Source organism: Coleofasciculus sp. G2-EDA-02 (genome assembly GCF_040226375.1).
GTDB lineage: Bacteria > Cyanobacteriota > Cyanobacteriia > Cyanobacteriales > Coleofasciculaceae > Coleofasciculus.
Genome location: NZ_JAVKEW010000100.1, coordinates 36,025 through 57,225 on the forward strand (window position 1 = coordinate 36,025; position 21,201 = coordinate 57,225).

Genomic DNA, 21,201 nt, shown 5'->3' on the forward strand with positions numbered 1-21,201 from the left:
GCGTGGTGAGGATGTCAAATAAGCTATTCGGCACAGGGTATTTGACCGGAAAGGATAACTCCTGCAGCTACTGACTTAACCATGCGATCGCGCGTCGAATCCATTCCTCGGCGTTGGGGTTTTTCGCCAGCAGTGCATCCTGACTAATCGCATTCAGCGCCTGCGTAATTTCTGCGGTTTCATACCCTAGGGCTAATAGGGTCATTTCCACATCTTCTAAAATTGAGGGGGAAGGTCCCGTTGCACTGGCTGGGGTTTCCACACCCGCGAATTTTCGCCATTCAGATAACTTGGTTTTTAGTTCTAAGGCGATGCGTTCAGCGGTTTTGCTACCCACTCCAGGAGTTTTGGCTAAGGCGCGAGTATTCCCGGTGACAATCGCCTGAACCAGATTTTGCAGTCCCAGGGTATCGATAAGCGCGATCGCTAATTGTGCGCCAATACCACTCACACTCACCAACTGGCGAAATAAATCCCGTTCTGCGGCGGATGCGAAGCCATAGAGGATTTGTTGATCTTCCCGGATTTGCAGGTGAGTAAAGACTTGTACCACTTGTTCAGATCCGATCTGAACCTCTTGGGATAGCTGTCGAGTAATTTGCACCTCATACCCAATTTGGTTAACCTCTAAAATCAGAGTAACTCGATTCCCATTCCCTTTCTGAATCGTCGCGACTGTTCCTTTGAGATAACTAATCATTAATTATAAGTATCCAAATTTAGACTGACCGTTACATCAGTAGAGACGTAGCATGCTACGTCTCTACACTGTTGGCGATCTTCCCTGTTCCCTCTTCTCCTATCCCCAATTCTTAAGCCAGAAATCCAAAATGATGCAGACCTTCTAATATACCATCTGCATAATGTGCCTGAGCAAAATAGTGATAATCTTTTTTATTCTCCTCATACCATTGACGCAGTTCGGGTCTAGCATTTCCCACAATAATACCCCGTTCTTCCCCAGCACTAAATAGGGCGATATCATTGCCAGAGTCACCACAGACGACTGTTTTTGTCGCTTCCATGTCCCATTTTTGCCGCAGGAATTGTAAGGCTAGACCTTTATCCCCTTTTTTAGGCAGAATGTCTAAGTCTTGACCTCCACTATAGATTAGCTTGACATCTAACCCTTTTTCTTTTAAAGAGGATTCAAGACGGGGCAAAAGTTCTGAGGAAATTTCTTCACCTAGCACATAACTGACTTTAAACGGGCGCTGTTCGGTGTCAGGTTGAGGAACTAAGTCAGAATAATGGGCAGCTATAGCCACAACTGCGTCCCGATTCCACCCCTGTGACAGCATATCCGCCCATTCTTGATCAACGATTTCTTCCTGAGGATCGAAGCAAATTTCGGTGCCAACTGAGGTAATCAGCGCATCCGGTGACAATAGGAACTTTTCCCTCGTCAGTTTCCGGTAGAGGGCAGGCGATCGCCCCGTACTATACACGATTTTAGTTCCGTGTTCCTGGCGATGCTGATCTAAGTGCTGATTAAGTTCCTTGAGGGCAGCGTCATCGCCGATTAGGGTGTTATCTAAGTCGGTTACGAATAAAAATGCACTCATCGCAATCTCACTGATGATTAGAGTTTGCCTCTGCATTATTTCGCAAAAGCGCGGAATTAGCCAAGGGCTTTTGGATAAATAATCTTAAAAGTCGTTTATCATCCCAACGATTAGCGAGTTGATCAATACTGTTTAGACCTAACATTTCTGCCTCGGCTTGAACCGACTTCACCTCACGGCGTAGCTCATACACCAATTCGATATCTTTAGAGCCGGGTAGCTGGAGCAAACCTTATTCAATCCGATAGAGATGTTCCGTGGCATGTTCAACAAATTCTTGAACCCGTTGCTGTTGCTCTGATTGCATACGTCTTACCCTGCCCCAACTCGCACATTTTTTACTTGAGAAACGATGTATTAAGGAAACCGTAACATCAGGTATGGGCACCATCCTTGCGCCCAGAAAATCCGTAAAACTTCAACTCTAACGACTAGATTCTATAATAGAATGCTCCAATGCTCCAAGGCAGAGAGACGGCAAAAAGAAATTACTTGAGGAAATAACCAGCTATGCTACAGTGACAACAGATGCGCGTACCTACTGTTTCTATGTCCCTCTCCACCTCGGTTCCCATCATCTATCCCGAAAGTGACGGTCAACCCTTGGCAGACAATACTATCCAATTTCGCCTAATTGTCACGATTCAAGGTGGCATTGATGCGCTGTTTATTGACAATCCTAACGTCTTTGTTGCTGGAGATTTGTTCTGGTATCCAGTGGAAGGGGAACCTTGGATTAGACAAGCTCCGGATGTGATGGTGGTTATGGGACGCCCCAAGGGAGATAGGCGTTCCTATAAGCAATGGGAAGAAGAAAATATTCCTCCCCAAGTTGTCTTCGAGATTGTCTCTAAAAGCAATACCCGGCAAGAACTAGAAGGAGCCAAGCGGCGATTTTATGAACGCTATGGCGTAGAGGAATATTATCTCTTCAATCCGGCCAAAGGTATCCTCAAAGGGTGGCGACGGGACAGGGAAGTCGAGCTCTTACAACCCATTCCCCAGATGTTAGGCTGGGTAAGTCCCCGTCTGGGAATTCGATTTGAAGTTGTCGAAGGAGAATTACAGTTATACCGACCCGATGGTGAGCGATTTGTTACTTATTTAGAAAGTATTGAGTATAGAGAATTAGAACGACAACGCGCCGAACAAGAGCGTCAACGCGCCGAACAAGAGCAACAACGCGCCGAACAAGAGCGACAACGCGCCGAACAAGCAGAACAGGCGCAACGAGAGGCTATCCCGAAGCTGTTAGCAATGGGTTTGAGTGTGGAACAAATTGCTGAAGCATTATCGTTACCTGTTGACACTGTGCGTGTTGTGGCAAGGATTAAATAGAGATTGCTGAATTAGTGTTGTGGTGAGGGGAAGATGGGGAAGATGGGGAGACGCAGAACTGACTTTCATGGTATAGCAGTAGACACATCGATTAGGACAAACGAACTGTTGTAGAGACGCGCCATGGCGCGTCTCTACCAAATGATGCGTCCTAACCGCTATGGCGATTGCTATATTTGGTGCAACATGAGTGTGAATAGTGTAGGGGCAGGTTTCACCACTATCTTTTCGGTTGCAACCCGATTTAACTAAACCCGCCCCGACTGGGAGCATCCCATTTTGGAAAAAGCATTACCAAAAGTGACGACACGGCAAGGGTTTCAGCCCCCTTAAAACAGCTAACGTGTCAAATTGGGATGCTCCCCCCCGAATCAGGTTTTTAGACTGATGCAGCAAGCCCTAATAAAGGGCGCACGTCGGTGCGCCCCTACAATGTTAATCCATCTTGTTTAATTGACTATTTGTTAGTTTTATGAATCCTTGAGGCAAATTTGCTGGCATTTAATAAATGTTGAATTTTCCGTAAATATTGTACTTTAAAGTAGGTGGACACCATTAAACCGTCACCCCCTCTAATTCCTCATCACTCAACTCATACAACGCCTGCAACTTCTGTAACTTCTCATCACTCGGTTGCCAGAATCCTCGTCCATTTGCCTCCAACATCCGGGCGACAATATTCCGAAATGCTTCTGGATTTGCCTGTCTTAACCTCTCTGCCATCTCTATATCTAAGGCATAGGTATCTGCTGCTTGATCATACACCCAATCATCTGTAAAATCTGCGGTTCCACCCCAACCAATTAATGCCGTCATCCGTTGAGAGATTTCATAAGCACCACCTGAACCCTGACTTGCCATCGCTTCTGCCCATTTAGGATTCAGTAACTTAGTGCGATATTCTAACCGCAGTAAGTCATCTAATTTGCGCGGGGTTGTATCTTTAGAAAAGCTTTCCACAAAACTGGCACTCACTTTCTTCCCCCGTTGTTTCTCAGCCGCTTTTTTCAATCCCCCAGTATTGGCATAATATTCCTGAATATCGGTTAAACCGTATTCCACCGAGTCAATTTCCTGAACCACCTGGCTCGTTGTTTTTAATAGCTGAGTTAGAACTTCCGGACGCGCTTGTCCTTTATCTTGACGCCCATAACTAAACGAATTGCGACTTTCCCAGGTTTTGCCTAATTCCTCTCCCGATTCCCAGTTTCCATCTGTTACTTGGTCATTAACTAAGGAACCAAAATCGCCAGCGGGGTTAGAAAATAATCGGGCAGAATTATTCTGGATTCCTTGCGCTTGTAAGGCTAAAGCATGTTTGCGGATAAAATTCTGGTCTTCCGGTTCCTCAGCCGCCGCCGCCCGTTTAAATAAATCATCCAGTAATTCAATAATATTCACAAAACTATCCCGGAAAATTCCCGATAGATTTGCCAATACATCAATCCGGGGATGTCCCACGTCTGCTAAGGGTTTTAACTCATAGCGAACAATTCGTCCTGTTCCTTCTTTAATCGGTTCTGCGCCCACTAATTCGAGTAGAATTCCCAAGGATTCACCTTTGGTTTTAATCGCATCTAATCCCCATAACATAACCGCCACAGTTTCCGGATAGTCTCCCTGTTCTTGGAGGTGTTGGGCGATAATTTTTTGGGCAATTTCTCGTCCTCGCTGATATGCCCCTGGTGAGGGCATCCGATAGGGGTCTAAGGCATGAATATTTCGTCCTGTAGGTAATACGCCTACACCATCTCGTAATAAATCGCCGCCCGGTGCTGGGGGAATGTATTCTCCATTTAATCCCCGTAACAGGTTGGTCAGTTCATCGGTGTTTTGCAGTAATAAATGGGCAATAGATTCTATTTCAGTAGCAAGGGATTCTGATTCGCCTTTTTTACCCTTAACCAGAGATGTCGTCGATAATGAAGTCGTTTTATCATCTCCTATTTTATCCATTACCTCCTTAATTAAATCCGCTGCGCCATTATCGCCAAAATAAGCATTTAAATAGCCAGCCAACGCTTCTGAGTTCGGGGGTTCTCCCAAGGTATGTAATCCGGATGAAAATAGGCGTTGTTCTACTACTTGTAAGTATTCATACAACTTAACCAGATAATGATTAAATGCATCAGCACTGAATAGGCGCACATTATCCGGTGTGAAAGGAATGCCTAATTTTTTTGCCTCCTCAAAGGGACAATCGGCGTCTAAGCCACTGTCCACAATTTTTTGGCAAATGTCAGGTTTCAGGGCATAATTCTTTTCCGAGTCTTCCCGATACTCAGCAATTAAATCTCGCAACGCGAGTAATTCTTTATACAATCCCGCTCGACCATAGGGGGGTACATTATGGGAAATCAGGACACCATATCCGCGCCGTTTTGCCAAAATGGATTCCGAGGGATTATTGGCAGCATAAATATAGAGATTGGGGATATCGCCGAGCAAAATATCTGACCAGGAATACCCCGTATTGCCTAAGGGAGAACCCGGTAACCATTCCACGGTGCCATGCATGCCAAAGTGAACCACTGCATGAGGTTTAAACTCATGTTGTAGCCATTTATAGAAGGCGGCATATTGAGGATGAGGGGTCATATCCCGTTCAAACATTAACCGCATCGGGTCACCTGAAATACCTAACGGAGGTTGTACGCCTATCCAAATATTTCCTAATTGAATTCCGCCAATTTGGAAGTCATCCCCGTAAGTTTTAATTCCGGTTCCGGTGAGGGATTTCCACTGTTTTTCGATGCGAGTGGTGAAGAGGTAGCCGAGCCATTTTTCTAGGGTTTTAACGTTGACTGAGTTTGGCGTTAAATCATCATGGCTAATCGCTTCATCGGCTTCTTTAACCAGACGGATAAGTTCTTCGCCATCCTCCGGTAACTCGCCAACAGTATAGCCTTGCTGCTTGAGAGCGTGGAGGACTTTCAGGAGCGATCGCGGTACATTGAGTAAAGCTGCTGTTCCTGTCGCCCCATATCCGGGCGGGAAACCATAGAGAATGATGGCAATTTTCCGTTCTGAGGCGGGTGTCTTTCTCAGTTCAATCCAACGCTTCAGACGCCCAGTCAGGCGTTTGACTCGTTCGGGAATCAGATAAATATCCTCTCCCACCAATCCCCCCAAGGGAACCGTATCAATTGCCCCATCTAATTCGGGTAATGCATAGAGTACCACCGATTGCAAGCCGCCAATTCCTTGTCGCGTCCAAGAGTGAATATCCTGAATCAGTAAAGGTGCGGCGACAATATAGGGAACATTTTTCGCCGTGAGGATGCGTTTTGCCACCTCAACTTGACGCCCCGCTTCCATAGAACCGGCGGGTCCTCCGACTAATGGAAAGCCAATTGTAGAGACAATTGCGTCAATTTCAACAGCATCTTTTGATAAGGACGGCGTGTCAATTGTACCCCCTTGTCGTCGGGCAGTTTCATCCGCAGAAGTCAGCCAATCTCGCACCGCCACATGTCCTTCCACACCATTAATAAAGATAGGAACAGGGATTAATCCAGCGTTCTCAAACTGGCGAATCAATTGAGGAATATACGGTTGTTTAGAGACAACGTGCTTGCGGTAGAGGAGAATACCGACAAGGGGAAGAGATCCCCCCCAGCCCCCAGGGGAAATCGAAGCGAAGCATCCGCTGGTTTCCCCCGTTTTAAGGGGGACGGAAGGGGGATCTATAAGGGGGGTGCTAGAGGGAGATGGGGAGGAAGCATTATTTTTATTTTGCCGATACCACTCCAGATACTGCCGTGGCGAGGTAAAGTACCCGTCATAGTCGGGATGCAATAATCCCATGTTTGGGGTTTCGACTGGGGGTGGAATGTCTCCAACTTGTAATCCCAAATATTTTTCAGCGAGTACCCAAAACATTGAAGCGACGTTTTCGGAACCGCCAGCATTCCAATACCCGTAGATAATCAGCCAGTTGCGTAAATCTTGAACTTTTTTCGCCGGAATATATTTCAGCAGCTTGGGACCTGTCTTCAAAAAGCTAATATAACCCGCGAGTTTATCTTCTTCTCGTCCATTGCTAAATTTATCCAGAATAAACTTAATCGGCTTGGGCATTCCTTTGGGCTTATCACCAATTTTAAACGCCCCTAGCTGAGTCAAACTCATTAATTCTAGGGCGGATTCAAAGACAAGGCGGATGGGGATATGTTGAGTTCTCTCCCGCAGCCAGATAACTTGGTCATAATCAAAAAGCAGACTCGCGAAGAAGACATCAGCATCCTGGAGGGCGGCGGTGACGATATCCGGTTCTGTGGTCAAGGATTGGTCGCTAAATACGCGAATATCTAAGTCTGGACAGCGTTTAGTCGCCCAATCAGCCGCTTGGCGATACAAGTCGGCGTTGAATGATTCAAACCCAGCAATTAAGACAATGCGTTTCATAGTCCCCAGCCCGAAAAGTTTCTGTATACTTCAATCTTACTGTTGCATCTAGGTGGTTTCATGTTAAAGGACTCATAACAAGACAGGCTTATGGTAAATAGGAGTATAGTTTGGCACGATATGAACACAGGGTTCAGTAAGCCTCAGGGTAAGCGCTAGCCGAACTTGACCACTGGTATTGCGAACCGAACGATGCATGAGTTGATTGGTAAATAAAACAAATTCTCCAGGACGCAAAACCACAGGAACGGCTTGCTGTTCTAAGTCTTCTGTCAAATCAAACAAGCAATTGCCACTAAAAGGGTCTTTCATTTTCACAGAGACATCCGGAGTGAGTTGAGAATTAGGGATGTACTCAAACCCATTCCATTCATTAACTTCTGTTAGCGCAATGTAGACATTGATAGTTTTGCCTTCCCCTTGAAGCAAATTAGGATAGGAATCTTGATGCCAAAAAGGAATCAGTTGTTGAGAGGGATAATTAACCCAAATTTCAGAACGCCACAACACCAAATCTTCACCCAAATACTCTTTTAACTTCTGTTGTAAATTTTTATCCTGACAGATAGACCAAACAGCATCCGAATCAAGATGTCTTTCCATGTAAAATTCTTTCTTTCGGACTTGGTTTAAAAGTAAAAAAATAGCTCCAAATTTGCCTGTAAATAAAAAGCGTATAAGATGATAAAAAAAATGTTTCGGTGCTTTAGGCAACACAGTTTCAAAAACACTCTGGGTAATAGAAGCAACTTTAGTGGGACTTAAGGCAAGAGAATAGGGTCTCAAAATTCCAGCAGCATTATCATGTTCTGGGGTTGTTGTCGGATTGTATCGGTTATACCCTGTCCACAAGCAACTCTGTTCCCATAACTGTTGAGCTAGTTCAGTATTTTTTGCCAGATCAGGAAGTTCGATTTCGTTCTGTTTGTAGTCAAAAAACTTACCCTTCACATCTGCAAAAGCAGAAGAATTTGCCAAACTAAGCAAACCCGAAGCACTTTCCTGAGGTGAAATACCTATACCTAAATACTTGCTTAAGCGATGCGGTAATGTTATATTAGATTGCACAAATCCAGGATGAATCGCATTAACAGTTACGTTGGTATTCTCTAAGCGTCGCTCCAATTCTTTAGTCAGTACCAATAAGCACAGTTTAGATAGGGAGTACAGTTCCAGGAAATTTAATGGCGTCTTCCTGACAAAGCGCTCCCATTTGATAGAAGTGGGGCGTAATGCCAAGTCAGAGGAAACCATGATAATTCGACTGGGCGCTGAATGTTGAATGGTTTCCAGCAGCAAATTTGTCAGTAGAAAGTGTCCGAGATAGTTAATCCCAAAAATGAGTTCAAACCCTTCTTTAGTTGTGCCTCTGGCGTTGAATACACCCGCATTATTCACTAATATATGAAGTGGCAGATGCCGTTCCTGAAAAAGTTTCGCAAATGTGCGAACCGAATCGAGGGAGGCTAAATCGAGTGGTAGAAACTCAACATTTAGATTTCCGGTAGAGGAGCGAATATAATTGACAGCTTTCTCGGCTTTGCTTGCACAGCGACAAGCGATAAATACATGATGACCGACTTGGGCGAAACCAACAGCACTCATCAAGCCTACACCTGAGTTCCCACCGGTGACAATGCAGACCTTTTGCTTCTTAGACGGATTCATAATTTCTCATTTTCTATTGATATTAGCGAAATCTTTGTATAGAGGTTGGACAAGTTGAGTTCCTATGTAAGTTTAGATCAAAAATCTCCAAAGCATTGAGACGGAACCCCACCCTAACCCTCCCCTTGAGAAGGGGAGGGAACCGGGAACTCGAAGGGCTAAAATCGTGGCTAAACAAACAAAGTCCGCCTAGGCGGACTCAGGAAAAATTAGGGGATTATTCACCATTTACAGAAGTTTGACATTCAAGAAATTAAACTCCTCAACGGACTCTTTTCCATCGGTTTCTGTGCGAATAATGCGTTTGGTTAGGATAAAATAGTCGCCAACCTTTTCGTAATTATCTTCAAACACACTTTTACCGCCCTTTTGTTCACCGGTTTTGGGGTCATGGTAGACGGAATCATAACGGTGAGAAAGATAACCTTCACCTGTGTTGTGGGAACTAAAGGTGTTAATCGTGACGACAACGCCGTGAATATGACGGTGAACGTGGGTTACTTCATTATCACGGATTTTATAGCGATCGCCTTCTGCTTTACCACCCATTAACAGTTCCACAGCACCCGTCTCATCGGTATCCCCGAAGGAGAAGGTGTTCTTCCCGTGGGTGTCTTCAAAGGAACGGCGAACCCGGTGAATCGCGGTTTCCCAGAGTTGAGAGTGAAGCGCTTGCTTGGCTTGTTCGTCTTCAACATCGAAGACTTCTGCTTTCATATCTGGGTTAACCCGAACCTTACCTGTAACAACCTGATCATCCTGTTTAAATGTCACATCTGCGGTATAACCGGGGAAGTTGTTATCCCAGGTGTAGCGGTTTTCATACGCCGCCCGAAAAAAATCACGAGCTGATGTTTGAACTCCAACCATCTGCCTCTCCTATCATTTTAGTTGCTGTAAACTAGCATAGTCGGGACTATCTAGGCTGTATAGACCCCAAGTGGGTACTGTCTGCGTCAACTACGCCACTGGGGAGCAGGGGAAAATAGTGAGTGGTGCAAGATGTGAGTTAAACGGCAAAGATTTTAACATCAACCCCGTTTATTGACTTACAACTTCTAATTTATAGGTGAGACAATTTTTAACGTTTTAACCACAGGAATTATAGCTTCAGTTGTCAGGATAAATTGCTTTCTAATAAAAGGAGAAGTCATCGCGGACAGAAGACCCCCGTAATCCAGGTGAAAATTCACTTCATCTCCAACTTGTAAGTTGTGGTTCTTGCCGTCGAGAATAATATGATCACTGCTAGCTCCTAGTATTTCTAGCTTTTTCTTCGATTTCAAGCTAGATACCAGAACGTCCTGCCTTCCCAAAGCAATAATCACTCTCTGGCTAATTCCTCGATCTGAGAAACTAGGAACGTTTCCAAAAGCATCTTGACAGATCTCGCCAAATGGTATGGAGGGCTTTGTCTTGGACTCAATAACTTCGGCAACGAGTTTGAATGCCTCTGTGTGTAAACCTGGAATCGCTTTTCTGTTCACAGTTTCGCACCCTAAAAAGATGGATTCACCCAAGCGAAGATTGTTGATATTGCCGATATATTGAGCAGATTTATACCATTCATAATTAGCCGAATTACCGCCAGATATTATTTTCAAATTAATCTCAAATTCTTTTTTGATGCCATCAACCAGCTCAGACAATTTATGCATATTTTTATTGTCTGGCTTTACTCCACCATAACAAGCCAAATTGCAGCCAATACCAACAATTTTTATATGGGATAGAGAAAGAGTTGTTCTGATAAATTGAGAAAGATCACCAGGAAGTACCCCTTCTCGCAGATCTCCCAACTCTACCATCACAATTATTTGATGATTTCTATTATGTACTTTTGCATAATAGGAAAGTTGCTTAATCGTCTCTATTTCAGTGTTTAGACTAATGTCTACACTTGTAACCACAGCTTCAGCCTGACTTAAAGGAGTGCGTAGAAGCACAAACTGAGTGGATATCCCAGCATTTTTCATTTTTTGAATGTTTTCAATGCGAGAGTCAGCAATAAATCTGACTCCACCTTGAATCATTGCCTCGACAATAGAAGGTTCTCCTAGCACTGCTTTGGAAACTCCCATCAATGAAATCCCTCTTTGCCCATAAAGTTCACATAGCATTCGGGCATTGTCCCGTATTTGAGATAGAGAAATTTCTATCCTTGGCATAAACAATTTCATTGATTATTTCCAGACGATTACGTCTACCTCATTCCCAATACAGGCATTTTTTCTAAAGTCTTCCGCTTGATGATTTGATTCAGGTTGGGAAAATGATCATGGAAGGCTTGAATGATTTTTTGGCATCCATGATTCAAGACATCCATTGTCGGCAATTGAAACTGCCTCTCATAATCCTCTATGATTGTCAAAATCTCTTCATCTGCTAGGTTTTCATGGCTTAATGTAATCGCCATAACTTTAGCTTGAGAAATCGCTTCAATCAGTTTAATTTCGCTCTCAACAGTTGGCATGGGCAAATGAGGAAAATCGCACCGAAATTTCCTAGCTGGTGGATGTTGGAGGATAATACCATCGGGCATACTTCCTTTCAAGATGCCGAGAGAACCCATAAAAGCGGGATGACTAACGGCACTCTGTCCCTCAACTAAAATGATGTCGGGACGTTCGTTGTCAAAGGCTTGAATAATAGAGTTTTCTATTTCACCAATCACAAATTGGGAAATCAGAGCATCAATCGATATGCCATACATTGCTCCCTGCATCAAACCAGTTTGACCCGTCGCTACCAATACTGATTTTATGCCGAGAGTCTTGAGGGACTTGTTGAGTTCTATTGCGGTTGTCATTTTGCCGCAAGCACAATCTGTACCTAATATGGCGATTACAGGAACATTAATTTTAGAGAGTTGACCCGTAAAGACGTGCAAATCTTGTAATTGTGGAGGTTTTCTGATATCTTTAATTTGGATATTATTTTGGGCAGCTATCTGGGTAAACTCTTGATCTTCAGAGAAAAACTGATGAAGACCGTTAATGATATCCATTCCTTTTTCCATGGCTTCTAAGATAAGAAACCGTTCTGCCTGGGATATAAAGGCATCTAAAGGAGCTTTGCCATAAATGTAACAGTTGGGAACCTCTGAAAGGTTAATTAATGCTTCATTTAAATTAGCAAAAATGGGTATACCATTCTTTTCTTGCCCTAATTCTTCCCCTGCGTCTTTACCCGCTCGTGAACTATCAATCACCCCAACAATTGTATACAGTTCAGAGTGTCGAACCAACCCAGCGGCAGTTTTTCCGTCTGCTAAACTAAATTGATTTTCGCAGTAAATTAAAGCCGTTTCTTTTTTGATTGTCATTTCAATTAGTTTCTTTCATTTTTTTCCCACTCATCAGGATACTTTTTGGTAATTGCCAAGCCTCTCGATAATTTATAATTTAATCTACATACTTGCAATCCTTTCCTGGTAAGCTTCCTGTTAAATCGTCTTGGATAAACTTCTGTTTAAGCTAGCCATTTCAACCACAGCCTCTCGGTGAAACTGAATCACACAAGAGGCTGATTCCCGATAATGGATACGGGTACAGGTAGATACTTTTAGTGTGATCGTGTTGGGGGTCGAATCGAGTAACCGTTGCACCGTGCAGGGTTGAATTTTATTCTTGCAGTAGGCAATGATGCGATCGCCAACTTTAATATCGAGTGCTTGAATGTTCATTAATACTCCTCCTTTGGGTCAATGAATTGGCTGTGTCAGTCGTATCCAGCACGAAAAAAGGTTTATCGGTACGACTCAACCGAGATACCATTAATTGTCTTGGAGGTGTCATGATTGGCTACGGCTTTTATCGTTCAAAGCCCGTCAGATCATCAAGAGTAGATTTATTGCTCCTAGCTACTCTACTGTTGTAGTACCTCTTCAGAGTAGCATATAAAAATGGTAAATTATATCAAAGTCAAAATTTTATCGTCAAGATAATGTCGCTATACTGTAATTACTGTTCACCCCGATAAAAAAATGGGCTCTCCTAAGCGTTCAGGTTAAACCATGGTGACTTATTTAATAATTCGTTCAAAATGATAGATTATGACCGTGCCAAGTACAATGAACCGTTCTCTGCACAGTTTCTTCCAAGCGATCGCAGATGCTCGTGATGAGCAGGAACTTCGCCTGCACATTATGGACGAATTAGGGGAGTATTTTCAGGCGCAGTATTGGGGGCTGTGTCTGCTCAACGAAGACTCTCACGCGGCTGAGGTGCAAATACAAGGGGGAGCGGATACGGAGGGGTTTGTCACCGATTACAATAAGTTGGCGCGAAAGGTCGATCCGGTGTTACGCTATGTCATCGAACACCATGCTCCTGCCCATGAACAACTGATATTCTCTCCAGAGGTTTGGAAACAATCTGAACTGTACCAGAATTGTTATGCTCGCTACGATCACGAGCATGTGATGATGGGTCCGGTTGTTAGTGGGGGGCGTTTGATGGGTGGGGTGTATTTTGCCCGCGCGAGTGATGCGCCTGCGTTTGATTATAAAGACTTGGCTGATTTAACCGGATTATGTCTACATTTATCCTCACGTCTGGCTACCTTGCGATCGCAACCCAAAAAACCCCCCTCTCTCGTCGCTAATCGCCTTACCCCACGGGAACGGGAAATTGCTGATTTAGTTGCTAAGGGGTTGACAAATGCAGAAATTGGTGCTGAACTTTGGATTACCCGAAATTCAGTAAAACAGGCGCTGAAACGCATGTTCCGTAAGCTGAATGTATCGGCGCGTGCGGAGTTAGTGGCGCGATTGCAAGATACTGTGTAGAGACATTACATGCAACGTCTCTACTATCGGGTAATAAAAAGGTTCAATAATGTCATACAACCCTAGATATTGCCAGAAGGAAATCAGTTGACAGGAAAATTCCAATGTAGGCCCCTACACTATCATGGTGCGATCGCGGCGGTTATCAATGGAGTCAACCGGATTCGGTATCACTGGCTTGGAGGAGATGGGGTATCCTGAACGGTTTGCTAAACTAAGGTTAACAAATAGACAGCAACAGATGGTTACGGGTGTAGGGATTACTGATACTATAAAAAGCTTAAATGATCTGCGGGTGCGCTGTAATTTGCGACAGGCGGATGATGAGCGCTTTTTCAGTGAGTGGGTTGATAATTTACCCGAACTCGACGAACGAGAACAGGCGGGTGTTGCTCGGATTAAGCAACGCTATGATTATCATCGCGGCGATGGTTTGTTATTGGAAGGTACGATTAATCTGGTGGTGGTTTCGCCACTATTGGAACTTGCCGGCTTTCTTGATCCACCTTTCCGCATTCGTTCGCCTTATGGGGTTGGGTTAGAACTTGATGATCCTGAAGAAACGATTCGTGGTTTTATTGATACGTTGGTTGTACAAGAGCAACTTTGGATTTTGGTGATTGAGTCGAAGCGAACCAGTATTCCGGTTCCGGCGGCTTTACCGCAGTTATTGGCTTATATGTTAGCGAGTCCGCAGGGGGGGAGTTCAGCGTTTGGTATGGCGACAAATGGGGATGAGTTTGTGTTTTTAAAGCTAAGTCAAGGAGATAGTCCAGAGTATGATGTATCGCGGACTTTTTCGCTGTTTCCTAGGCGACATGAGTTAGGCGAGGTTCTACGGATTTTGAAACGGTTGGGACAAGCGGTAGTAGTGGCGTGACCCTCCTAAAATGAATGTCGCTGACTTAAGCTGGGTTCGTAGTAGGCACGAAGCGTGCCAGAAGCGCTAAAGCGCTTACTACAAACTCTAAAGTCAGTACCATTCCTCCTAAAATGGTGGATTAGAATTGTAGGGGCGCACCGACGTGCATCCGTGTCAACTTAAGCCATAACCAATAAGTGAGGAAGCTGATGAGCGAGGAGTTAATTACCAATATTTACAACGCCTTCGATCCATTTCAACCGTTAGAACCTGATGATCCAGTTTATGTGGACTGTCATCAAGTACGCGGAGATGAAAATATCTTTCGCGAGTTGGGCAAGAAAATTATCCGCTCGAAACAACCCACTTGTCAACTTTACACGGGACATCGAGGAGTCGGCAAATCAACGGAACTCAAACGGCTCAAAAAGCATCTGGAAGAAAAAGGTTTTTTTGTCGTTTACTTTGCGGCGGATCAGGAAGATATTGACCCGGAAGATGCCCAATATACCGATATTCTTCTCGCTTGTACTCGGCATATTTTAGAGGAACTCAAAAATCTGGCGAGTCCCAAACCCTTGCAAGAGTGGTTGAAAGGGCGATGGCAATCTCTGCAAAATTTAGCCTTGACAGAAGTGTCTCTGGAAACGGTGAGTTTAGAGACAACAATTTCCCAGTTTGCCAAACTAACAGCAACATTAAAAGCCGTTCCCAGTACGCGAGAAACCATCCGCAAACAGGTTGATATTCATTCAATTTCTCTAATTGATGCCCTGAATGAATTTATCACAGAAGCGAAGACCAAGCTAAAAGACTCGAAACTGGCTGTAATTGCCGATAACCTCGACCGAATTGTCCCCGTAACTCGCGCAGATGGACGCAGCAATCATGATGAGATATTTTTAGACCGATGCGGACAACTCAGGGCGTTACAGTGTCATGTTATTTATACTGTACCCATTTCATTAGTGTACTCGAATCGAGCTACACAAGTGCGAGATAATTACGGAGACTGCCAAGTTTTACCGATGATTATGGTGCGAAATACCGATGACTCGGTTTATGAACCTGGATTGAAAGCACTCAAAGAACTGATAGGTAAGCGAGTCGGTCAATTTGCCCCTGATGCTTCCCTAGATACCGAAATTTTTGATAAATCTGAAACCATTGAGCGATTGTGTCTGGCGAGTGGGGGTCATGTGCGGGAAGTGATGCAGTTGATGGAAACAGCACTCGACTGGACAGATGATTTACCCATTACTAACAATGCCGTGCAACGAGCGATTACCAAAGCCCGTAATAATTATCGTAATGCAGTAGATGCAGAGGACTGGCAGAAGTTAGCCGAAGTTTCAGTTTCAAAAAGCGTTCCCAACGATCTTGATTATCGCAACTTATTATTTAACCGCTGTTTGTTAGAGTATCGCCATGTGGATGAAAGGGGAGAAATCAAGCGCTGGCATGATGCTCACCCGTTGATTAAAGAAATTGATGAATTTCGAGAGGCATTTGATACAATGAAGAAAGGAGAATCAGCCTAATCCCGATGAAACCAATCCCAGCCAATTTTATTGATGATTTTCCTATCGATTTAGGGGAAGACTATCAACCACTACGGCGTGCCTTAAAACGGCGCAGAGGATTTGGCTTGCTGTTTGTCCGTTGTTCTCCCGCTCAAGGGGAACGGTTGATTGGTAAAGTGCGAAAGGATATTCCCCAGAAAACAGTTGATGTTTTATCCTTAGACGAACCTATTGATAATCTCTACGAAATTATTGACAATCTCCCGAACAAAGAAAAGCTGGATATTTTGTTTATCAAGGGACTTGAAAAATCGTTGGTGGATTATATAAAACCTGGGATTGGTGGAGAAGGTGACTATTATAAGGAAGACACTGTACCTCGTATTTTAGGTCATTTGAACCTTCAGCGAGAACGATTCCGCGATGATTTCCCGATTTGCTTTGTTTTTCTGCTGCCGTTATACGCTCTTAAATATTTTATCCGTCGCGCTCCAGATTTTTTTGATTGGCGTTCTGGAGTGTGGGAATTTCCGACGAGTTCAGATTTTGTTGAGCAAGAAGCAAGCCGCATTTTTTCTCATATAAACTCTGAAGAGTTTTTCCTGCTGGCTGCCCCAAAACGAAAAGAGAAAATATTTGAAATTCAAGAAATAATTAAAACCAGTAATACTGAATTCAAGATAAAAGCGGCTTTATTGATTGCACAAATTAGTCTTTGTTTGACTATTGATGAATTTAAAAAGCCATTGAAATACTACCAAGAAATCCTCCAAGACAACCTGAACAATAGTTACCAAAAATTCGCTCCAAACCCTAGTGCAATAATGGTACAGGGTTTGACATTTTTGATTGGTAATGATTTCCAGGAGGCATTGGCTAGCTTCGACCAATTATTAGAACTCGAACCTAAAAATTACTACATCTGGTGGATGCGGGGGATAACGTTATCTTATTTGGCAAGGTACGAAGCTGCTCTAGCCAGCTATGACAAAGCCTTTGGACTTCAACCTGATGCTCATTATATCTGGTACTTCCGGGGAGTTGCGCTATCTAATTTGGAAAGATATGAGGAAGCGCTCGTTAGTTACGACAAAGCCCTAGAAATCAAACCTTACAATTATTATGCCTGGTATAAGCGAGGCATTGTGCTATCTTTGCTGGAAAGATACGAGGAAGCGATCGCCAGCTTCGACAAAACTCTAGAAATCAAATCTGATAATGGCGATGCCCGGTATCGTCGAGGTAATGCGCTATATGACTTGGGAAGACATGAGGAAGCGATCGCTAGCTTCGACAAAGCTCTAGAAATTCAACCTGACAATTATTATGCCTGGTATCAGCGAGGTATTGCGCTATTTCATTTGGAAAGATATGAGGAAGCGATCGCTAGCTATGAAAAAGCCATAGAAATTCAACCTAACAATCATCATACCTGGAATCTTCGGGGTAATGCGTTATCTTTGCTGGAAAGATATGAGGTCGCAATCACTAGCTTCGACAAAGCCCTAGAAATTCAACCTGACAATTATTATGCCTGGTTTTTCCGGGGTATGGTGCTATGTTTCTTGAAAAGATATGAGAAAGCGATCGCTAGCTTCGACAAAGCTCTAGATATCAAACCTGATGACCACGATGTCTGGTATTATCGAGGTATTGCGCTATCTAATTTAGGAAAATCTGAGGAGGCGATCGCTAGCTTCGACAAAGCTCTAGAAATTCAACCTGATAATCAGGATACCTGGTGCGTCCGGGGTATTGCGCTATCTAATTTGAAAAGATATGAGGAAGCTCTTGCCAGCTACGAAAAAGCTCTAGAAATCCAACCTGATAACCACGAGGCCTGGTATCGTCGAGGTAATGCGCTATTTGATTTGGAAAGATATGAGGAAGCTCTTGCCAGCTACGACAAAACTCTAGAAATTAAACCTGACAATCAGGATACCTGGTGCTTACGGGGTATTGCGCTATCTTTCTTAAAAAGATATGAAGAAGCTCTTGCCAGTTATGAAAAAGCCCTAAAATTTCAACCCGACTACCACTATGCCTGGTACTTCAAAGCTTGCTGTTATGCTTTACAAGGTAATGTGGACTTGGCAATCGAGAACTTGCAGCAAGCTATCAAGTTGAATCCTGACGAATGCAGAGAAAAGGCTAAAACCGACTCAAATTTTGACAGCATTCGGGAAGATCAGCGGTTTCAAGGGTTGATAGAGGGCTAAAAGGGAGAGTCTCAGTGAATACCCACTATCGTGAAGTCGCCTATCTATTATACGGTGACTAATGACTTATCTTCTTCCCACGACAGCAAGGAGTCGAGTTTTCCTGATTCTGAAAATGTTCGCGCCGCTAGCAGACAACGCAGCAAATCAACAGACATCTTTGTGGAATAAAGCCCTTCTTGTCCGCCAATAACGAGTTTTTCGGTTGCTTCAGGTTTGGATAAATCAACTAAATTATAAAAATCTAGATTATCGAAGGTGACTGAAACGACATATTTTCCAGCATAACCACCGCCAATCGTCATGTAAGTTTCATCATCGGCTGCCAAGGTAACTAACGTTTGATTTTTTCCATTTAACTGGCGGATAGCTGCTTCTAGCTGACTCCAATCCGGATTTTCGATTAAGTTATTTTCATTATTGTTGCCAACCCATTTTTCTATTGATAGGTTTGATACAAACATCATTGCCTCCTTCTATTTGGGGGTTTGACGGTTATTTTCTTGTTTCCACTTGGAGTTATGATTTCCAATTCTTCTATGCCTAACTGCCAAGCCATAGAATTCACACCTCCTCTTAAACCGCAAGCCGCACAAAGATCTCGATCAACAATTAAACGAGCTTTACCCCCTCTCATGCCTGCATCTGCGGCTTGTTGGAAGGCATCAGCCTCAGCGTGGGTTTTAGTGATTGGATTAACCCTAAAAGTTATCGGTCGAGGATTGGGATTATCACCAGAATTGATACCGAAGAAATTTTCACCCCTGATTTCTAACTTGGCTATAGTTGAGTAATCTTCTGCGCTGCCCGCAGGAGGTAAACCCAGGCGCTGTCTGTATTCAGCTAGTTCGTCAAAAACACTGTTCGTCTTTTTCCTGCCTTTAGATAAGTTTGCCTATTTTCCCTGATTTGGATCTACTTGTTATTTTAAGTGGTTTTGAGTTAAGTACAGGGCGACCAGATCAAATTGAGTGGACAATGTTGTGGATTACCCGGATTTCTCACAAGGAACGCGATCGCACTCCTCGGAACCTTTACCTAGACTAGGTTATGGGCATTTTTGACAGACCAATAATTTTGACAGAGTGTTGAACGCCTTATTTTACCGTCGATCCAGGTTTTATAAGCCCTTGAGGAATCGTGGTGAGAAATGCGGGATTAGTGCAAGCGGGTCGCCCCTACGATAAACGATAAACTATATTCTGGAGCGATCGCGTCCTATCCTTCCTCCGGCTTTCGACCTATAATGGTACGATGTCGCGGGTCACTCGCCACAGTGACAATATATTCAAATCCCACCCTCTGCATCAGTCCTTCTACATCCAAGGTGTAATAATCATCTGACCAAGGTTCAGTGCTTTTCATCAGGGTAAAAAGTACAGGTGGCAAATTTTGGATGACGGGAGATTTAGGGTTATTATCTACCATCGCCAGATAACCCCCAGGACGCAAAAGTCTGAGTATTTCCTGAAAAATTGCCTGAGTTGCTTGACGCGGGAGTTCATGAATCACGAATTGCAGCGTCACTAAGTCAAAGGAAGCATAAGATAATCCCGTTTCCTCAGCTTTGGCGTGAATCCACTCAATTTCACCCTTGGTATCCCGGAGTTGAGCCACCGCTAACATATAGGGGGATAAGTCTAATCCCACGGTTCGCACCGGGGTATCTTGACGGCTTTGGTAATACTCATGTAGCGCCCGGGTTGAGATACCCACAGAACAACCCATATCTAGAATATCCTGTACGGGTTGGGTACAATATTCAGCTAAGACGTGGTGAAAACTCCCCCGCACCCGCGCCTGCGCCTCTTGCCAAGTCAAGGGTTGATTACGCCAAACCCTTAACCCCATTGAGTATGTGGCGGATTCGGCTTCAAACGCAGCCGACCAACATAAGTTACCTTGATCGTAGGCGTGGAAGGGAACCTGGTAGTAGTCGGGATAGGTAATGCTGGGATTGGCAATCTGCGCCAGACGTTCTTTGACGCCTGACGCTTCTAGTTCTTGGTATCTCTTGCGCCAGGGAATGCCATTTTTCTCCGCCGTCTTCATGAGGACTTGGCGAGCTTGGTGTTTCATGACATTATAAATGGGCTTGGTCTGAATCAGAATGTTGACCAATCGGGAAAGAAGGTCATTACCCGCCCAATCCGGTTTGATTTTGTCACTGATCAAAGCACATCCCTCACAATCGCAATCTTTTTATTTTAATGCTTCAAAACCAAGCGATAGCGCGGTTTACCATGGCGCAGCTTTTCCATCGCCTCATTCACTTGCTCAAAGCTGAAGGTTTCGGTAATCGGTTCAACACCCTGTCGTGCGGCGAAATCGATCATTTGGGAAATTGTTACTGGACTCCCCACGGGACTGGCTGAAATTGACTTTTGACCGCCAATCAAAGGGAAAAGTTGGGTGGATAGGGGATTAGGAATGACTCCAACAAAGTGTAACCGACCTTTGGGACGTAATGCGGCAATGTAGGCGTCCCAATCGAGGTCAGCATTAGCCGTGGAGAGAATAAAGTCAAAGGAATTCTGCACTGACTCCAAGGCTTTGGGATCGCTAGAATTGATAAAATAAGTTGCTCCCAATTCCCGTGCTTCTGCTTCTTTTTCTGGACTACTGGAAAACGCTGTGATCTCACACCCCCAAGCCCGGAGGAAACCCAGGGCGATATGACCTAATCCGCCAATAAGCTGCTACGCAGCTTAATTGTATAATATAAAGACAAGGTAAAGAGCGCGGTCGCCAGGATATGCCAGCTAAAAATCATCTGTCTCAAGAGCAGAAAGAAAGACTGATTAAACTCCTAAAGGAAGCTAATGAGTAT

Annotated in this window: 19 protein-coding genes and 1 pseudogene; 7 read left to right on the forward strand and 13 right to left on the reverse strand. The window is 44.0% G+C overall.

Annotation, left to right across the window (positions count from 1 at the left end; translation table 11 throughout):
- Nucleotides 1-67: 67 nt before the first annotated feature.
- The 3 genes from ruvA to RLO19_RS11215 form a co-directional block, all read right to left on the reverse strand.
- Nucleotides 68-700 (reverse strand): Holliday junction branch migration protein RuvA, encoded by a 633-nt coding sequence (gene ruvA / locus RLO19_RS11205; RefSeq protein WP_446356382.1) that lies wholly within the window; start codon nucleotides 698-700, stop codon nucleotides 68-70.
- 112 nt (nucleotides 701-812) lie between these two features.
- Complete coding sequence (locus tag RLO19_RS11210; protein WP_446356383.1) at nucleotides 813-1,565, reverse strand: sucrose-phosphate phosphatase; 753 nt, start codon at nucleotides 1,563-1,565, stop codon at nucleotides 813-815.
- Nucleotides 1,566-1,572: 7 nt separating this feature from the next.
- Nucleotides 1,573-1,794: a hypothetical protein gene (locus tag RLO19_RS11215; RefSeq protein WP_446356385.1), complete on the reverse strand. Its 222-nt coding sequence runs from the start codon at nucleotides 1,792-1,794 to the stop codon at nucleotides 1,573-1,575.
- A gap of 299 nt (nucleotides 1,795-2,093) precedes the next feature.
- Between RLO19_RS11215 and RLO19_RS11220 the strand changes: the two genes are divergently transcribed.
- Complete coding sequence (locus RLO19_RS11220) at nucleotides 2,094-2,903, forward strand: Uma2 family endonuclease (RefSeq protein WP_446356387.1); 810 nt, start codon at nucleotides 2,094-2,096, stop codon at nucleotides 2,901-2,903.
- A 123-nt stretch (nucleotides 2,904-3,026) separates the two neighbouring features.
- Nucleotides 3,027-3,155, forward strand: coding sequence for a hypothetical protein (locus RLO19_RS11225; protein WP_446356389.1), 129 nt, complete (start codon nucleotides 3,027-3,029; stop codon nucleotides 3,153-3,155).
- Nucleotides 3,156-3,458: 303 nt separating this feature from the next.
- Here the strand turns inward: RLO19_RS11225 and bchH are convergent, their stop codons facing one another.
- The 6 genes from bchH to RLO19_RS11255 form a co-directional block, all read right to left on the reverse strand.
- Nucleotides 3,459-7,310: a magnesium chelatase subunit H gene (bchH, locus tag RLO19_RS11230; RefSeq protein WP_446356391.1), complete on the reverse strand. Its 3,852-nt coding sequence runs from the start codon at nucleotides 7,308-7,310 to the stop codon at nucleotides 3,459-3,461.
- 72 nt (nucleotides 7,311-7,382) lie between these two features.
- Nucleotides 7,383-8,978: an SDR family NAD(P)-dependent oxidoreductase gene (locus RLO19_RS11235; protein ID WP_446356393.1), complete on the reverse strand. Its 1,596-nt coding sequence runs from the start codon at nucleotides 8,976-8,978 to the stop codon at nucleotides 7,383-7,385.
- A 228-nt stretch (nucleotides 8,979-9,206) separates the two neighbouring features.
- The gene (locus tag RLO19_RS11240; RefSeq protein ID WP_446356395.1) at nucleotides 9,207-9,848 is read right to left on the reverse strand and encodes a DUF3386 domain-containing protein; all 642 of its coding nucleotides are present in this window, start codon (nucleotides 9,846-9,848) and stop codon (nucleotides 9,207-9,209) included.
- Between the two features lie 188 nt (nucleotides 9,849-10,036).
- Entirely contained in the window at nucleotides 10,037-11,158 is a 1,122-nt protein-coding gene (locus RLO19_RS11245) for an alanine/ornithine racemase family PLP-dependent enzyme (protein WP_446356397.1), read from the reverse strand.
- A gap of 23 nt (nucleotides 11,159-11,181) precedes the next feature.
- On the reverse strand, nucleotides 11,182-12,303 hold the full coding sequence (locus RLO19_RS11250; RefSeq protein WP_446356398.1) for a DUF1611 domain-containing protein: 1,122 nt from the start codon (nucleotides 12,301-12,303) through the stop codon (nucleotides 11,182-11,184).
- 120 nt (nucleotides 12,304-12,423) lie between these two features.
- Nucleotides 12,424-12,663 (reverse strand): hypothetical protein, encoded by a 240-nt coding sequence (locus RLO19_RS11255; protein ID WP_446356400.1) that lies wholly within the window; start codon nucleotides 12,661-12,663, stop codon nucleotides 12,424-12,426.
- 369 nt (nucleotides 12,664-13,032) lie between these two features.
- Between RLO19_RS11255 and RLO19_RS11260 the strand changes: the two genes are divergently transcribed.
- From RLO19_RS11260 to RLO19_RS11275, 4 genes are all read left to right on the forward strand, one after another.
- Nucleotides 13,033-13,767, forward strand: a complete 735-nt coding sequence (locus RLO19_RS11260; protein ID WP_446356402.1) for a LuxR C-terminal-related transcriptional regulator — start codon at nucleotides 13,033-13,035, stop codon at nucleotides 13,765-13,767.
- Between the two features lie 241 nt (nucleotides 13,768-14,008).
- Entirely contained in the window at nucleotides 14,009-14,647 is a 639-nt protein-coding gene (locus RLO19_RS11265; protein ID WP_446356412.1) for a type I restriction endonuclease subunit R, read from the forward strand.
- A gap of 191 nt (nucleotides 14,648-14,838) precedes the next feature.
- Nucleotides 14,839-16,170 (forward strand): P-loop NTPase fold protein, encoded by a 1,332-nt coding sequence (locus RLO19_RS11270; RefSeq protein WP_446356404.1) that lies wholly within the window; start codon nucleotides 14,839-14,841, stop codon nucleotides 16,168-16,170.
- Between the two features lie 5 nt (nucleotides 16,171-16,175).
- Nucleotides 16,176-18,371 carry a tetratricopeptide repeat protein gene (locus tag RLO19_RS11275; RefSeq protein ID WP_446356406.1) on the forward strand — a complete coding sequence of 732 codons (2,196 nt, stop codon included), beginning with the start codon at nucleotides 16,176-16,178 and terminating at the stop codon, nucleotides 18,369-18,371.
- A 47-nt stretch (nucleotides 18,372-18,418) separates the two neighbouring features.
- On the opposite strand, the gene RLO19_RS11280 is transcribed toward RLO19_RS11275, so the two are convergent.
- Nucleotides 18,419-18,838 (reverse strand): hypothetical protein, encoded by a 420-nt coding sequence (locus RLO19_RS11280; RefSeq protein WP_446356408.1) that lies wholly within the window; start codon nucleotides 18,836-18,838, stop codon nucleotides 18,419-18,421.
- Nucleotides 18,835-19,197: a deaminase gene (locus RLO19_RS11285; RefSeq protein ID WP_446356414.1), complete on the reverse strand. Its 363-nt coding sequence runs from the start codon at nucleotides 19,195-19,197 to the stop codon at nucleotides 18,835-18,837. Before RLO19_RS11285 ends, RLO19_RS11280 begins: the two co-directional genes overlap by 4 nt.
- 83 nt (nucleotides 19,198-19,280) lie before the next feature.
- Between RLO19_RS11285 and RLO19_RS11290 the strand changes: the two genes are divergently transcribed.
- On the forward strand, nucleotides 19,281-19,418 hold the full coding sequence (locus RLO19_RS11290; RefSeq protein WP_446356410.1) for a hypothetical protein: 138 nt from the start codon (nucleotides 19,281-19,283) through the stop codon (nucleotides 19,416-19,418).
- Nucleotides 19,419-19,589: 171 nt separating this feature from the next.
- Here the strand turns inward: RLO19_RS11290 and RLO19_RS11295 are convergent, their stop codons facing one another.
- Both RLO19_RS11295 and RLO19_RS11300 read right to left on the reverse strand, forming a co-directional pair.
- Nucleotides 19,590-20,543, reverse strand: a complete 954-nt coding sequence (locus tag RLO19_RS11295) for a class I SAM-dependent methyltransferase (RefSeq protein WP_446356416.1) — start codon at nucleotides 20,541-20,543, stop codon at nucleotides 19,590-19,592.
- A 35-nt stretch (nucleotides 20,544-20,578) separates the two neighbouring features.
- Nucleotides 20,579-21,064, reverse strand: a pseudogene (locus tag RLO19_RS11300) (zinc-binding dehydrogenase); the annotation flags it as partial.
- Between the last annotated feature and the right edge of the window lie 137 nt (nucleotides 21,065-21,201).